Raw genomic sequence first — 14,230 nt, 5'->3', positions numbered from 1 at the left:
GTTCTTATGACAGGACAAACAGCCTTTATTCTGATACACTGTGACTACTAAAAAGCCGGAGGGATTAGCTTGGCGAAAAGCATGACAGGGTATGGCAGAGATGCAGCATCCGGTAACAGTCTTACGGTCACAGCGGAATTGAAGGGTGTCAATTCCAGGTACTTGGATATCAAATGCAAGCTGCCCAAAGCGGCTTCCTTTCTTGAATCGGCTGTGAAGGAGCAGCTGCAGCACTCTGTAAGCCGGGGTAAGCTGGAACTGACAGTGGATATTGATGGCAGTGCTTTGCGAAAACGCGAATTATCCATTGATTGGGAATTAGCTGAGGAATATATGGTTAAGCTGAAAGCTATACGCACCGCCTTTGATCTTCGCGGGGATATAACGATTGATACATTACTCTCCCAATCTGCCGATATACTCATGGAAGAAGCACAGCCAGAGCTGACAGAGCTGCCAGGCTTGGTGGAAAAGGCAGTGCAAGGCGCATTAGCAGCATTCATACAAATGCGAGTTGCGGAAGGAAGTGCTTTGACCAGGGATATTCAAAACAGGATGACTGACATCCAAGCGATGCTGGAGCAATTGACGGAGCTCAGGCCTCAGGTGATGGAAGCATACAAGCGGCGCATCGAGGATAGGATAAACAGCTATGTTGCCGGCAGTTTGCCGGAAAACAGCCGTCTGTACCAGGAAATAGCGCTGCTGGCTGAAAAAGGTGATATAACAGAAGAACTCATCCGATTGGAGAGTCACTTGGATCAGCTTGCTATGAACCTGAAAAAGGAAGGACCTGTCGGCAGAACTTGTGATTTCATATTGCAGGAGATGCAGCGGGAAGTGAATACGATCGGTTCCAAATCCACAGCTTCCTCTATCAGTATAATCGTAGTCAGTCTGAAATCGGAGCTGGAGAAGATAAAAGAGCAAGTGCAAAATATAGAATAGTGTTGAGTTTGGAATAAGATATATTTATAATGAATAAGATATGGTTTATTTGATGATAAAGGTATAATGAGTAAAAGACCCTTCTATGAAGCAGAGCGGTAGAGGGAATCCTAATGACATTATAAGAGTTTGGAACGCCAGTCAAAAGAGCAGTACAGCAAGAAGGGAGAAGCAAGATGAGTTTAAGATTGATTAATATCGGGTTCGGAAATGTCGTTTCCGCAACCAGGATAATCTCGATAGTTTCTCCTGAATCGGCTCCCATCAAGCGCATCATCACGGTTGCCCGTGACGCGAATAAGCTGGTGGATGCTACATATGGTCGGCGAACAAGAGCTGTCATCATCACAGATAGTGACCACGTCATCCTTTCGGCCGTACAGCCTGAAACGGTGGGACAGCGTGTCCTGCGTGACGATGAACTATCTGAGGAATAGCTAGGAGGAAGCACATGATTGAACAGAAAGGGATCCTTTTCATCCTGTCCGGACCTTCCGGTGTTGGAAAAGGGACGGTAAGGAAGGCATTATTCGAACAGGACACACATTTGCGTTACTCAATCAGCATGACAACCAGAAACATGCGGCCGGGAGAACAGGATGGCGTGGACTATTTCTATAAATCGAAGGAAGAATTCGAGCATTTGATTGGTCAGAACAAGCTCCTTGAATATGCGAGCTATGTAGACAATTATTATGGCACTCCTCGTGATTATGTAGAAGAGACGTTGGAAGCAGGTCATGACGTCTTTCTTGAAATCGAGGTGCAAGGTGCACTTCAGGTGAAAGAGAACTTCCCGCAAGGTGTATTCATCTTCCTTATTCCGCCTAGTCTGGAGGAATTGAAGAATCGAATCGTCGGACGCGGTACTGAGACGCCGGATCTTGTGAAGAACCGCCTGAATGCTGCCCGGGACGAAATCGAAATGATGGATGCTTACGACTATGTAGTCGTCAATGATCAGCTGGATCACGCTGTGTCGAAGATTCAATCCATTGTACAAAGTGAGCACTGCAAACGCGAACGCGTTGCAAAAGAATACAAGAAAGCATTGGAGGTTAATTGATATGATGCTAGAACCGTCTATTGATAAACTACAGGAAAAAATCAATTCTAAATACACATTGGTTACGTTGTCTTCCCAGCGTGCACGTCAGCTTCAGGAAACAAAGACAACGAAGATTGCAAACCCGAAATCGCATAAATATGTTGGTATCGCGCTGGAAGAAATTCAAGCTGACCAATTGGAATACACAGAAGAATAAACGGTGAGGATGCCAGGTGCATCCGATGGAGATGCCCTCGCGATGGTGAACACCAAGCGGGGGTTTCTTTCTTATTGTGCATCAGGAGGGGGAAGTGAAATGAATTTAGCTGGAAAGACTATTTGTCTGGGAGTTTCCGGAGGCATCGCTGCATACAAGGCATGTGCATTGACAAGCAAACTGACACAGAAGGGTGCAGATGTGCATGTGATCATGACCAAGCATGCAGCAGAATTCGTGACACCGCTCACGTTCCAGGCTTTATCCCGCAACCCGGTATATACCGATACCTTTGACGAAAAACACCCGGAGAAAATTGCTCATATAGATTTAGCGGACAAAGCAGACTTATTTCTGCTTGCGCCGGCAACAGCTAACCTGATAGGAAAACTTGCAGCTGGTATGGCAGACGATATGCTGACAACGACATTGCTTGCAACAGAGGCACCAGTTTACATTGCGCCGGCTATGAACGTTCATATGTACGCGCATCCTGCAGTGATCCGAAATATGCAGCAGCTTGATGACTGGGGCTACAACTTTATCGAACCAGAAGCAGGGTATCTTGCTTGTGGATATGTCGGAAAGGGCAGACTGGAGGAACCGGAATCCATTATCCGAATCCTGGAAGAAAGAACAGAGCCCAAGCGTGATCTGGAAGGTAAAAAGGTGCTAGTGACAGCTGGACCGACACAGGAAACGATTGATCCGGTCCGCTTCTTTACAAATCATTCCTCGGGTAAGATGGGTTACGCTCTTGCGGAAGCTGCTGCTAAACGCGGCGCTGATGTGACGCTTGTGAGCGGACCGACACAGTTACCTGCACCTGCTGGCGTAAAACGGATGGATATTACAAGCGCCCATGAAATGCTCGAAGAGGTACTGGCAGTATACGATGAACAGGATATCGTCATCAAAGCTGCAGCTGTGGCTGATTACCGGCCGGTACAAACATTCGATTCCAAGGTGAAAAAACAGGATGGGAATATGTCCATTGAAATGGAACGGACAACGGATATCCTCCTGACGCTCGGACAGCGCAAGCAGCATCAATTCCTTGTCGGCTTTGCTGCCGAGACTAATGATGCCGTCATGTATGGTAAAGGAAAGCTCGAGCGCAAGCATTTAGATGCCATTTGCGTGAATACAGTCGGGAAAGAGGGCACAGGCTTTCAATCTGACAGCAATGAAGTGATTTATTTAAATAGAGAAGGTAAGGAACAGCATCTGCCTACTGATACGAAGAAACACATTGCCTGCCGGATTCTAAATGAGATCGCAGAAGATATGGAGGCTCGCAGAAAATGAACATCGCGAAGGTTGTTGTCGACGTCCCGGCCAGTCAGACCGACCGCGTGTATGATTATCTGATTCCTGAACACCTGATCAACGTGCTCCAGCCGGGGATGCGTGTCATCGTCCCATTCGGAAATCGCCGCATCATGGGTTTCGTCCTGGAGATTGGCAATTCGGCTGAAGTGGACAAGCTGAAGGAAATACAGGAAACGATGGATTTGCTTCCGGCACTGACTCCTGAATTGCTTGATTTAGGAGTGTGGATGGGAGAGCAGACATTAAGCTTCCATATCACCGCCCTCCAGGCGATGCTGCCGCAAGCGATGAAGGCGACATACAAGAAACTGCTTGTCCGAACTGGAAACATACCAGAAGCCTTGCGACCATTATTTCTGGAAGACGACACGAGCATATATGAGCAATTCGAACAGAGCGGTATACCGCTGACAGTACTGCAGCAGGCGATCAAAGCAGGTCAAGTCGAACTGCGCTACCAAGTAAACTCCAAGGAAACGAAGAAAACAATTCGTATGATAGATGCAGACAAGCCTGTTGAAGAACTTCAAGAGGCGTTAGCTAATGTCAACGCCCGTGCTATGAAACAAAAAGCACTGCTTGAGCATTTCATTGAAGAGCCGGGTCAGATTGCTCAGAAACAATTGCTGGAAATGTATCAGACAACCGCTTCTACTCTTAAGCCCCTGTTGGATGCAGGCTTGCTGCATTCCTATGACAAAGAAGTATTGCGGGATCCTTATGAAAATAAACAAATTGAGCGTACACAACCACTGCAGCTATCTGATTCACAGGCGAATGCACTCGAACCGGTATTGGAGAGCATCCATTCTGACACACATGAAGTATTCCTTCTTCATGGGGTCACAGGAAGCGGAAAGACGGAAGTGTATTTGCAAGCAATCCAGCAGGTGCTGGAAAAAGGGCAGGAAGCAATTGTATTGGTTCCTGAAATCGCACTTACTCCGCAGACAGTCAACCGATTCAAAGGAAGATTCGGCTCTGATGTTGCTGTGCTGCACAGTGCTTTATCTGCAGGTGAGAAGTACGATGAATGGCGAAAGATACAGCGCAAGCAAGTGAAGGTGGCCGTGGGCGCCAGATCTGCGATTTTTGCCCCTTTTGAAAATTTAGGAATCATCATCATCGACGAAGAGCATGAAACAAGTTACAAACAGGAAGATCATCCAAAATATCATGCCCGGGATATTGCTGTTTTCCGTGGTAAATATCATCATGCTCCAGTGGTGCTTGGCAGTGCTACCCCTTCGCTCGAATCGTATGCGAGAGCGGAAAAAGGCGTTTACCATATGCTGGAGCTGCCGGAGCGTGTGAATCAGGCATCAATGCCAGATTATCAAATCATCGATATGCGGGATGAGCTGCATGCCGGCAATCGGTCGATCTTTGCCCGCGAATTGCTCGAACAGATGAAAGAACGCATACGCCGGAAGGAACAGATCGTCCTCTTCCTTAACCGTCGCGGCTACAGCACATTTGTAATGTGCCGCGACTGCGGTCATACAGTGGAATGTCCGCATTGCGATATCACACTCACATACCATAGAAGCAGTGAACAGCTCAAATGCCATTATTGCGGCTATGAAGAGCAGATGCCTTCCATCTGCCCTGCATGTGAAAGTGATACAATACGCTACTTTGGTACAGGTACGCAAAAAGTGGAAGAAGCACTCACGCAGCTGCTGCCTGAGGCCCGTGTGATTCGAATGGATGTCGACACAACCAGGCGCAAGGGTTCGCATGAAAAGCTGCTTGGCGCATTTGGCAGAGGCGAAGCTGACATTCTGCTCGGTACCCAGATGATTGCCAAAGGTCTGGATTTTGAAAGAGTGACGCTTGTCGGTGTCCTGGCGGCAGACTCGATGCTGCACTTGCCGGATTTCCGTGCAGCAGAGAAGACATTCCAGCTGCTCACACAGGTGAGCGGACGAGCTGGGCGGCATAGTCTGCCTGGTGAGGTCATCATCCAGACGTACTCACCGGAGCATTATAGTGTTGAACTTGCAGCGTCAGGGGATTACCGGCCATTTTTCCAGACGGAAATGCAAACACGCAGAGCCTTTCAATATCCGCCGTATTATTATCTCGCGCTATTGACAATCAGTCACCAGAACCAGGTAAAAGCGATGCAAACAACCCAGACGATTGTACAGCTGCTCCAGAAGCACCTGTCCGATCAGGTCCGGATTCTAGGACCTACCCCATCACCACTGGCGCGGATCAAAGATAGATATCGCTTCCAGTGCATGGTAAAATACAAAAACGAACCGAACCTTCGGGATGTGATCAGGAGAATCCTCCATCACTACGAAGATGCCCGGAAAAAAGAAGATTTGCAAATACACGTTGATTTACAGCCGTATTCGCTCATGTAGGAAAGGAGCTTTTTTTGAATGAAACGAATCGTATTCATGGGTACACCAGATTTTGCAGTACCCGTACTAAAACAGCTGACAGAGGAAGATTGCGAGGTGGTGCTCGTTGTCACCCAGCCTGACCGCCCGAAAGGCCGCAAGCGCATCCTCACCAGTTCACCTGTGAAGGAGGAAGCTCTCAAGCACGGGATCCCGGTTTATCAGCCGGAGAAAATCAAGCAAAGTTACGAAGAAATCTTTTCCTATGAGCCGGATTTGATCGTGACTGCTGCGTTTGGACAGATATTGCCAAAAGAATTGCTTGATTATCCGCAATATGGCTGTATCAATGTACATGCCAGCTTGCTGCCGGAACTTCGCGGCGGTGCACCTATCCATTATGCCATCCAGCAAGGAAAGGCTGAGACGGGCGTTACAATCATGTATATGGTCGAAAAGCTGGATGCCGGCGATATGCTCCTGCAGCGTTCGGTACCAATTACAATGAAGGATCATGTAGGTACGATGCATGATAAATTGGCAACACTTGGTGCGGAAATGGTTCACGATATCCTTCCTGATATTTTTGCTCGTTCCGTGAATCCAGTCAAACAGGACGAAGAGAAAGTAACCTTTGCCCCAACAATAAAACGGGAGCAAGAAGTGATTGATTGGAACCGATCAAACTGGGAAGTGTTCAATCATATCCGAGGCATGCATCCATGGCCTGTAGCTTTTACAATGTACAGGGACAAGCCTTTCAAGATATGGTGGAGTGAACTTCTGGATCGTGAATATGAAGGAGCACCTGGAGAGATTGTAAGCGTTGAAGCCGATGGCATTATCGTTGCATGCGGTAATAACACGGCAATTAAATTGACTCAGGTGCAGCCAGCAGGCAAAAAGCAAATGACTGCAGCAGATTATCTGCGCGGTGTAGGCAAAGACATGCAAGCTGGAGAAAGGTTGGGCCAGCATGAAGAAGTATGAACTGCGTGACACAGCTGTCACTTTGTTATCCCGTATTGGAGACCAGGGAGGCTACAGTCATTTACTGCTGGATCAGACAATCCGCAATAAAGGTTTTGACAGCAGAGACACAGGTCTGCTAACCGAAATCGTCTATGGAACATTATCTTATAAACTGACGTTGGAGTATTTCCTTCGTCACTTTGTAACAAAGAAATTGGAACCATGGGCGAAATGGCTTTTATTATCTGCCTTTTATCAAATGTACAAATTGGACCGGGTGCCCGATCATGCTGTCATCCATGAATCCGTCGAAATAGCCAAGCAGCGGGGCCATAAAGGTATCGCATCGCTTGTGAATGCAGTCCTGCGTAATGCCCAGCGAAAAGGATTCCCTAAATTGGATGACATCCAAGATTCTGCTGAGCGCATCTCACTGGAAACAAGTCACCCGCAGTGGCTTGTCGAACGCTGGATTTCACAATATGGAGAGAAGACAGCACGCGAAATGTGTGCCGTTAACCAAGTGGAAAAGCCGATAAGTGTGCGCGTGCAGCCAATGCTGATCTCGCGCGAGGAAGCGATGGAAGAGCTGGAGTCCCAAGGATTCAAGATTCGTCCATCAAGTATCAATCCGCAAGGCATCATCGTGGAAGAAGGGAACATCCTGAAAAGTGATTTATTCCTTTCCAATCAGGTGACTGTCCAAGATCAGACGAGTATGCTGGCTGGTCAGATGGTTGATGCGGCAGCAGGTATGACAGTTTTGGATGCGTGCAGTGCACCGGGCGGAAAAACGACTCATATTGCCGAAACTATGGAAAATAAAGGGAAACTTTTCGCCTATGATCTGCATGCCAAGAAAGCAAAGCAGGTACAGCAAAAAGCGGAGAAGCTGAAGCTGACTATTATCGAAGCCAATCAAGCAGATGCACGGAACTTGCAGGAGCAGCATAAACCGGAGAGTTTCGATCGTATTTTACTTGATGCACCATGCTCCGGACTAGGTGTGCTTAGAGGGAAGCCGGATATCAAGTATCATAAATCGGAACAAGATGTTTTGTCACTTGCTTCCATTCAGGCTGACTTGCTGGAAGAGGTGGCACCGCTTTTGAAGAAGGACGGAAAATTAGTTTACAGTACGTGTACAGTGGATCAAGCCGAGAATGAACAAGTTGTCCGAGCTTTTCTGGAGCAGCATCCAGAATTTCAAGTCGATCCGGAATTCCAGGCTGATTTACCGCAAGCTGTCAAGGATGCCCCTGGTCTAACGGATGCAGGTTTGCAAGTATTCCCTCAGGATTTTGATACGGATGGCTTTTTCCTTGTCCGGCTTGTTAGAAAAGGGTAAAAAATGTGGTAGGATGAATTTGGAGCAACAACAGACTGCATATAGATGAGGTGAAAAGCGTGAGAGGTTTTTTCATTACCGATCGTGGTCAGATCAGAAGTCATAACGAAGACGCAGGCGGGGTATTTTCCAATTCCAATGAACAATACCTTGCTGTCATTGCTGATGGTATGGGCGGACATAAAGCAGGTGATGTTGCCAGTCAGCTAGCCATTTCCCATTTACGCACATGGTGGGAGTCTGCTGCCAGCTTCGATTCTCCGCAAAAGACAGAAGAGGCAATCAAGCAAGCAATTAAAGCTGTCAATTTACGCGTGTATGAAGAATCACGTCAGAGCGCAGAATTGACAGGCATGGGAACGACAGTTGTCGCTGCTGTTTGCACAGACGATTTCGTTACCATCGCCCATATTGGGGATAGCCGCTGCTACTTGCTGAATGAAGAAGGGTTCAAACAAGTGACAGAGGACCATTCCCTCGTAAATGAACTGGTCCGATCTGGTGAGATAACAGAACAGGACGCCGAGCACCATCCGCGGAAGAATGTCTTGCTGCGTGCACTCGGAACGGATCAGGATGTAGAGATGGATTTGGTGTCGATCACTTGGGAAGCCGGAGATCGCCTTCTGTTGTGCTCGGATGGATTGTCAAATAAATTCGACAAGCAGGAGCTTTTGGAGCACCTCACTTCTGGAGAAGAGATTGAACATATTGCTTCGCAGCTCGTGACGGTTGCCAATGAGCGAGGCGGGGAAGATAATATTTCCCTGATCATTGCCGATTTGGCTGATACACCTGTCCGGGAGGGTGCATAGCATGCTCGAAGGACGTACGCTGAATGAACGGTACGAAATTCACCGTCTGATCGGCGGAGGCGGTATGGCAAATGTTTATCTTGGCCAGGATATCATCCTCGATCGCGAAGTCGCCATCAAAGTCCTGAAGCTGGAATATGCGAATGATGATGAATTCATTGCAAGGTTTCACCGGGAAGCCCACGCGGCAACCAGTCTTTCACATCCGAATATCGTTACGATATATGATGTGGGGGATGAGGAAGGCATCTACTATATGATCATGGAATATGTCAGCGGAATGACATTGAAGCAGTACATACAGACGCATGGTCCAATTGTGGTACCTGATACAGTCGATATAATGAAACAAGTCACTTCCGCGATTTCACACGCACACGCGAATGGAATCGTTCATCGTGACATCAAACCGCAGAATATCCTGATAGATGACTATGGAAAAGTAAAAGTAACCGATTTTGGCATCGCCACAGCGTTGAGTGCGACATCATTGACACAGACGAATGCCATGTTGGGTTCTGTGCACTATTTGTCACCCGAACAAGCCAGGGGAGGCATAGCTACCAAGAAGTCAGATGTTTATTCCCTAGGTATTGTCATGTTCGAATTGCTAACTGGTCGTTTGCCATTCTCCGGTGAATCAGCCGTCAGTATTGCTTTGAAGCATCTTCAGACGGACACACCATCCGTCAGAAGATGGGCTGGCGATATTCCGCAAAGTGTCGAAAATATCGTATTAAAAGCTACTACCAAAGACCCTTTTTACCGTTATATGAGCACATACGATATGGAGACGGACTTGGAAACATGTCTGAATCCGTCCCGGGCGGATGAACCGCGTTACGCGCCGCCGAAGGATGATGGAGAAACTACGAAAGCTATTCCGATCATTTCGGAGAAGGATCTGAATAAAGCGTCGTTAGCTGATACGATCGTACATAACGGTCATACGAATCCACCGAAACAAGAAGAGCAGAAAAAACCGAAAAAGAAGAAAAAACGATGGAAAGTGCTTATATGGATTACTGTCATACTCTTATTGCTTGCGGGTGCAGGCGTAGGTATCGTACTTGCTACAGCACCAAAAGAAGTTACGATGATCGATGTAAGAGGGGATTCTTACGCAGATGCTGTCGATAAGCTATCTGACCTTGATTTGCACGTAAAACGGGAAGCGACCGCTTCTGATACGGTAGAAGAAGGAAGTGTCGTCAAGACAGATCCCTCAGCTGGCAGTAAGATCAAAGAAGGTACCAGTGTGACAGTCTATACAAGTATCGGCAAGGAAAAAGAAGAATTTGATGATTACGAGGGAAAAACATTTTCCCAAGTGGAAAAACTATTGGATGATAAGGGTTATAAAAATGTACGCTCTTATGAGGAGTTCTCTGATGAGCCAGTAGGTACGATTATCTCTCAAATACAGCCGCAAGCGGGATCAAAGGTGGTCCCAGAGGATACAACAGTCATTTTTGAAGTAAGCAAAGGACCGGAAGCAGTGACGTTGACAGATTTGATTGGGATGACGGAAGAGGAAGCGCAATCCTATTTAGATAAAAATGATTTGGATGGCAACTTTATCGAACAACCGTCAGATGAAATCGAAGAAGGTGTCGTGATTCGGCATGATCCAGGATCAGGACAATCAATTGAAGAAAATGGCAGCGTTGATTTGTATGTTTCAACTGGTCCGGAGAATCTGCCTCCTGCGACGCATACGGTAACATTTACTGTTCCTTATGAGCCAGCTGATACTCAAGAGGGTGAAGAAGGACAAGATGGAGAGACACAAGATGATCCTGTCCCGCAGACAGTCCAGCTTTATGTAGGAGATGCAGATCATGATGTAACGGAGCTCTATGATGAACGTACGATCACAGAAGATGAGGAAATTACGCTTACGCTCAGCATACCTGCTGGCGGAGAAGCTGAATATCGTGTTTTGCGTGATGATGAAGTAGTTTTGGAAAAAACGGTTCCGTATGAAGACAGGGAAGGTGAATAAATGCCATCAGGTAAGATTATGAAAGCACTGAGCGGATTTTATTACGTGCTTACAGAAGACGGAGAGACCTATCAATGCCGTGGCAGAGGTGTATTCCGAAAACAGAAGATAACACCGTTGGTCGGTGACCAAGTAGAATTCGAAGCTGAGACGAAGCAAGAAGGCTATGTACTGGATGTACGCCCGCGGAAGAATGAGCTTGTCAGGCCGCCGATTGCCAATATCGATCAGGCAATCATCGTAACATCTGCAGCACAGCCGGATTTCAGCACAGCATTGCTTGACCGATTCCTTGTATTGGTGGAATCAAAAGCTATCGAGCCAATCATCCTCATTACGAAAATGGACATGCTGTCAGACGATCAATTGGATAGAATTGAAGCTTTTAAAAAGGACTATCAAGAGATTGGATATTCGGTTGAGATGCTTTCCTCCAAAGAAGAAACCAATTTGGAGCAAGTGCAGCTCCATATGAAAGATAAGATTTCAGTCATAGCAGGTCAGTCAGGTGTCGGCAAGTCTTCGATGCTGAATGCTATTGATCCGCATCTGGAATTGGAAACAAATGAGATATCCGAAAGTCTGGGTCGCGGACGCCATACGACAAGGCATGTGGAACTTATACCAATCGGCGGCGGCCTTGTAGCGGACACACCCGGATTCAGCTCATTGGAGTTCACTGAACTGGAAGCTGAGGAGCTGCCATCTTGTTTCCCTGAATTCAGGGCAAGAGAAGACGACTGTAAATTCAGGGGCTGCATGCATCACAAGGAACCGAAATGTGCGGTAAAACTAGCGGTCGAATCAGGAGAGGTCCCTGAATACCGCTACACGCATTATCTGCAGTTCCTAGAGGAAATCAAATCGAGAAAGCCGAGGTATTAATGATGACGAAAATCGCACCATCTATTCTTTCAGCTGACTTCGCCAATTTGGCAAATGAAATTCGGGATGTGGAACAGGGCGGAGCCGACTACATCCATGTTGATGTCATGGACGGTCATTTTGTCCCGAATATAACGATCGGCCCCCTTATCGTAGAGGCAATCCGTCCTGTGACGAAGCTGCCCCTTGATGTGCATTTGATGATCGAAAATCCGGATCAATACATTGAGGCTTTCGTCAAGGCTGGAGCCGATATCATTACAGTGCACCAAGAAGCTTGTGTCCATTTGCACCGTACAATCATGATGATCAAAGAACAAGGAGTAAAAGCTGGCGTAGTATTGAATCCTGCCACTCCGGTCAGCTTGATTGAAGAGATCTTGCCAGAGTTGGACATGGTGTTATTGATGACGGTGAATCCGGGCTTTGGCGGCCAGCGATTTATTCCTTCCGTGCTGAAGAAAGTAGAAGAGCTGTCCAAGCTTCGCGAAGCACTCGAGCTTGATTTTGAAATCGAGATAGATGGCGGTGTGAATATCGAAACAGCAGGTCTATGTACGGATGCAGGGGCGGATGTGTTAGTTGCCGGAAGTGCTGTCTATAATCAGGAAGACCGGGCTGAAGCAATTGCGGCAATCCGGAAAGCAGCTGAATGAAGTATGAGTACCAAGCTTAGTATCGGGCTTGTCGGCGGTGCAGGTAGACTGCCGGACTTACACTCTGAACATCATCACGTTTGGATCGGAGCAGACGCAGGTGCATTGGCACTTGCATCTGCCGGCATCCGGATGAAAGTGGCAATCGGTGATTTTGATTCTGTATCAGAAGAAGAATTGCTTACGATCCGTCAGTATGCAGATCAGGTGCTGGTTTATCCGCCCGAAAAAGATGAAACGGATTTTGAACTCGCGATTCGGCAAGCGGAAGAAATGGGCGCCGCTTATGTAGCAGTATATGGAGTGACTGGCGGAAGGCTTGATCATGAACTGATCAACATCCAGATGCTTTACCGGCTGCTTGACAGTTTCGAGCAAGCAGTGATCATTGATTCGCAAAACAATATCCGGATGCACCGACCGGGCTCATACCGGACAGAACAAGATGATACATACCGATATATATCATTTCTTTCCTTCTCCGAGCAAGTTACTGGTCTAACATTGACTGGCTTTAAATATCCTTTAACAGATGCTTCAATCCATTGGGGAGAAACATTGTCCATCTCCAATGAGCTTGTTGCACAAACTGGTACTTATTCATTCGCTTCAGGCATAGTAATAATGATAAAGAGCAAGGATGTTTAAAAGCTACAGCGTTAGGCTGCTCAGGAAAAAGGAGGAAGGGGATCTTATGAAATTTTATACCTTTAAACTCCCGAGGTTCATCGGTGGCTTTGTCCGCGTCATTATCGGAACGTTTAAAAAAGATTAGCACAAAAAAAGCACTCCTTTTGAAAAAGGGTGCTTTTTTTGTCGCATGCGAATGCTACCATAAAAGTATTTTAGAAATGCTATTTATACGCGTTCGATGTTACCTTTTTTAAGCGCACGAGCTGAAACGTAAACTTTTTTCGGTTTACCGTCAACAAGAATGCGAACTTTTTGAACGTTTGCTTTCCAAGTACGTTTATTAGCGTTCATGGCATGAGAACGAGCATTACCAGAACGAGTAGTACGTCCTGTGATTACACATTTGCGTCCCATGTTATCCCTCCTAATATTACGAGTAGTTTGTAACACTAAACAAATTTATCACAACTCGGCACGTAATGCAATAATCTAACAAAAATATATCAAGAAAAATTACTTGACAGTAATCTGTTTAGCTGGCATTGTAAAAAGGGCTAATTTTAATCCGCTTTCAAATGGAGCTTCCATATAGTATAGTAGGGATAGATTTGAGAAGCGTTAGGAGGAGCCGTATGACCCTTCATCTGAATACAGAAGATGGAAGTATTACGATCGCCACGGATGTGATCGCAACATTGGCAGGAAGTGCCGCGGTAAAATGCTACGGCATCGTGGGTATGGCTTCCAAACATCAATTACGTGACGGCATAGCAGAAATTCTCCGCAGGGAGAACTACTCGAAAGGGATAGTTGTTACCCAGGCGGATAACAAAGTCCAGATCGACTTGCATATTATTGTAAGTTATGGAACGAAGATATCCGAGGTTGCACATAATGTGCAGTCCCAAGTGAAATATACATTGGATCGGGCATTGGGCGTACTGACGAGCTCTGTGAACATTTATATACAAGGCGTCAGTGTTTCTGCAGACTAGGATAGCCGGCAGATTTAAGGAG

Annotated in this window: 16 protein-coding genes; 15 read left to right on the top strand and 1 reads right to left on the bottom strand. The window is 46.7% G+C overall.

What is annotated here, in order from left to right:
• Nucleotides 1-69 precede the first annotated feature (69 nt).
• From SFC25_RS04755 to spoVM, 14 genes are all read left to right on the top strand, one after another.
• Nucleotides 70-948 carry a YicC/YloC family endoribonuclease gene (locus SFC25_RS04755; protein ID WP_411214162.1) on the top strand — a complete coding sequence of 293 codons (879 nt, stop codon included), beginning with the start codon at nt 70-72 and terminating at the stop codon, nt 946-948.
• A gap of 176 nt (nt 949-1,124) precedes the next feature.
• A complete protein-coding gene (gene remA / locus SFC25_RS04750) occupies nt 1,125-1,385 on the top strand; it encodes an extracellular matrix/biofilm regulator RemA (RefSeq protein WP_038560050.1) in 261 nt (86 codons plus the stop codon).
• A 14-nt stretch (nt 1,386-1,399) separates the two neighbouring features.
• Nucleotides 1,400-2,014, top strand: coding sequence for a guanylate kinase (gene gmk / locus SFC25_RS04745; protein ID WP_093726647.1), 615 nt, complete (start codon nt 1,400-1,402; stop codon nt 2,012-2,014).
• Nucleotide 2,015: 1 nt separating this feature from the next.
• Nucleotides 2,016-2,213, top strand: coding sequence for a DNA-directed RNA polymerase subunit omega (gene rpoZ, locus SFC25_RS04740; protein WP_095214652.1), 198 nt, complete (start codon nt 2,016-2,018; stop codon nt 2,211-2,213).
• A gap of 99 nt (nt 2,214-2,312) precedes the next feature.
• A complete protein-coding gene (coaBC, locus tag SFC25_RS04735) occupies nt 2,313-3,521 on the top strand; it encodes a bifunctional phosphopantothenoylcysteine decarboxylase/phosphopantothenate--cysteine ligase CoaBC (protein WP_411214161.1) in 1,209 nt (402 codons plus the stop codon).
• Nucleotides 3,518-5,920 carry a primosomal protein N' gene (gene priA / locus SFC25_RS04730; RefSeq protein WP_411214160.1) on the top strand — a complete coding sequence of 801 codons (2,403 nt, stop codon included), beginning with the start codon at nt 3,518-3,520 and terminating at the stop codon, nt 5,918-5,920. Before coaBC ends, priA begins: the two co-directional genes overlap by 4 nt.
• 18 nt (nt 5,921-5,938) lie before the next feature.
• Nucleotides 5,939-6,889 (top strand): methionyl-tRNA formyltransferase, encoded by a 951-nt coding sequence (gene fmt, locus SFC25_RS04725; protein WP_411214159.1) that lies wholly within the window; start codon nt 5,939-5,941, stop codon nt 6,887-6,889.
• Nucleotides 6,876-8,219, top strand: coding sequence for a 16S rRNA (cytosine(967)-C(5))-methyltransferase RsmB (rsmB, locus tag SFC25_RS04720; protein WP_411214158.1), 1,344 nt, complete (start codon nt 6,876-6,878; stop codon nt 8,217-8,219). The genes fmt and rsmB overlap by 14 nt, the downstream gene beginning before the upstream one ends.
• A gap of 59 nt (nt 8,220-8,278) precedes the next feature.
• The gene (locus SFC25_RS04715) at nt 8,279-9,034 is read left to right on the top strand and encodes a Stp1/IreP family PP2C-type Ser/Thr phosphatase (RefSeq protein ID WP_411214157.1); all 756 of its coding nucleotides are present in this window, start codon (nt 8,279-8,281) and stop codon (nt 9,032-9,034) included.
• Between the two features lies 1 nt (nt 9,035).
• Nucleotides 9,036-11,039: a Stk1 family PASTA domain-containing Ser/Thr kinase gene (gene pknB, locus SFC25_RS04710; protein ID WP_411214156.1), complete on the top strand. Its 2,004-nt coding sequence runs from the start codon at nt 9,036-9,038 to the stop codon at nt 11,037-11,039.
• Complete coding sequence (gene rsgA, locus SFC25_RS04705) at nt 11,040-11,924, top strand: ribosome small subunit-dependent GTPase A (RefSeq protein WP_411214155.1); 885 nt, start codon at nt 11,040-11,042, stop codon at nt 11,922-11,924.
• 2 nt (nt 11,925-11,926) lie between these two features.
• On the top strand, nt 11,927-12,580 hold the full coding sequence (gene rpe, locus SFC25_RS04700; RefSeq protein ID WP_411214216.1) for a ribulose-phosphate 3-epimerase: 654 nt from the start codon (nt 11,927-11,929) through the stop codon (nt 12,578-12,580).
• A 3-nt stretch (nt 12,581-12,583) separates the two neighbouring features.
• On the top strand, nt 12,584-13,228 hold the full coding sequence (locus SFC25_RS04695) for a thiamine diphosphokinase (protein WP_411214154.1): 645 nt from the start codon (nt 12,584-12,586) through the stop codon (nt 13,226-13,228).
• Nucleotides 13,221-13,355 carry a stage V sporulation protein SpoVM gene (spoVM, locus tag SFC25_RS04690; protein ID WP_369679055.1) on the top strand — a complete coding sequence of 45 codons (135 nt, stop codon included), beginning with the start codon at nt 13,221-13,223 and terminating at the stop codon, nt 13,353-13,355. Before SFC25_RS04695 ends, spoVM begins: the two co-directional genes overlap by 8 nt.
• 83 nt (nt 13,356-13,438) lie before the next feature.
• Here spoVM and rpmB read toward each other — a convergent pair whose 3' ends face one another.
• Nucleotides 13,439-13,627 (bottom strand): 50S ribosomal protein L28, encoded by a 189-nt coding sequence (gene rpmB, locus SFC25_RS04685; RefSeq protein ID WP_038560076.1) that lies wholly within the window; start codon nt 13,625-13,627, stop codon nt 13,439-13,441.
• A 218-nt stretch (nt 13,628-13,845) separates the two neighbouring features.
• Here rpmB and SFC25_RS04680 point away from each other — a divergent pair, with 218 nt between their 5' ends.
• On the top strand, nt 13,846-14,208 hold the full coding sequence (locus tag SFC25_RS04680) for an Asp23/Gls24 family envelope stress response protein (RefSeq protein WP_411214153.1): 363 nt from the start codon (nt 13,846-13,848) through the stop codon (nt 14,206-14,208).
• The last annotated feature ends 22 nt before the right edge of the window (nt 14,209-14,230 follow it).

It is taken from the genome of Terribacillus saccharophilus, assembly GCF_046592595.1.
GTDB lineage: Bacteria > Bacillota > Bacilli > Bacillales > Amphibacillaceae > Terribacillus > Terribacillus saccharophilus_C.
This window is presented reverse-complemented; position numbering and strand designations above follow the sequence as displayed.

What these genes read in the sequence shown, in the direction of transcription:
- spoVM (WP_369679055.1), top strand. Translation starts at nt 13,221, where the DNA reads ATGTTTAAAAGCTACAGCGTTAGGCTGCTCAGGAAAAAGGAGGAAGGG.
- rsmB (WP_411214158.1), top strand. Translation starts at nt 6,876, where the DNA reads ATGAAGAAGTATGAACTGCGTGACACAGCTGTCACTTTGTTATCCCGT.
- rpoZ (WP_095214652.1), top strand. Translation starts at nt 2,016, where the DNA reads ATGATGCTAGAACCGTCTATTGATAAACTACAGGAAAAAATCAATTCT.
- coaBC (WP_411214161.1), top strand. Translation starts at nt 2,313, where the DNA reads ATGAATTTAGCTGGAAAGACTATTTGTCTGGGAGTTTCCGGAGGCATC.
- priA (WP_411214160.1), top strand. Translation starts at nt 3,518, where the DNA reads ATGAACATCGCGAAGGTTGTTGTCGACGTCCCGGCCAGTCAGACCGAC.
- rpe (WP_411214216.1), top strand. Translation starts at nt 11,927, where the DNA reads ATGACGAAAATCGCACCATCTATTCTTTCAGCTGACTTCGCCAATTTG.
- gmk (WP_093726647.1), top strand. Translation starts at nt 1,400, where the DNA reads ATGATTGAACAGAAAGGGATCCTTTTCATCCTGTCCGGACCTTCCGGT.
- rpmB (WP_038560076.1), bottom strand. Translation starts at nt 13,627, where the DNA reads ATGGGACGCAAATGTGTAATCACAGGACGTACTACTCGTTCTGGTAAT.
- pknB (WP_411214156.1), top strand. Translation starts at nt 9,036, where the DNA reads ATGCTCGAAGGACGTACGCTGAATGAACGGTACGAAATTCACCGTCTG.
- SFC25_RS04695 (WP_411214154.1), top strand. Translation starts at nt 12,584, where the DNA reads ATGAGTACCAAGCTTAGTATCGGGCTTGTCGGCGGTGCAGGTAGACTG.
- fmt (WP_411214159.1), top strand. Translation starts at nt 5,939, where the DNA reads ATGAAACGAATCGTATTCATGGGTACACCAGATTTTGCAGTACCCGTA.
- SFC25_RS04680 (WP_411214153.1), top strand. Translation starts at nt 13,846, where the DNA reads ATGACCCTTCATCTGAATACAGAAGATGGAAGTATTACGATCGCCACG.
- rsgA (WP_411214155.1), top strand. Translation starts at nt 11,040, where the DNA reads ATGCCATCAGGTAAGATTATGAAAGCACTGAGCGGATTTTATTACGTG.
- remA (WP_038560050.1), top strand. Translation starts at nt 1,125, where the DNA reads ATGAGTTTAAGATTGATTAATATCGGGTTCGGAAATGTCGTTTCCGCA.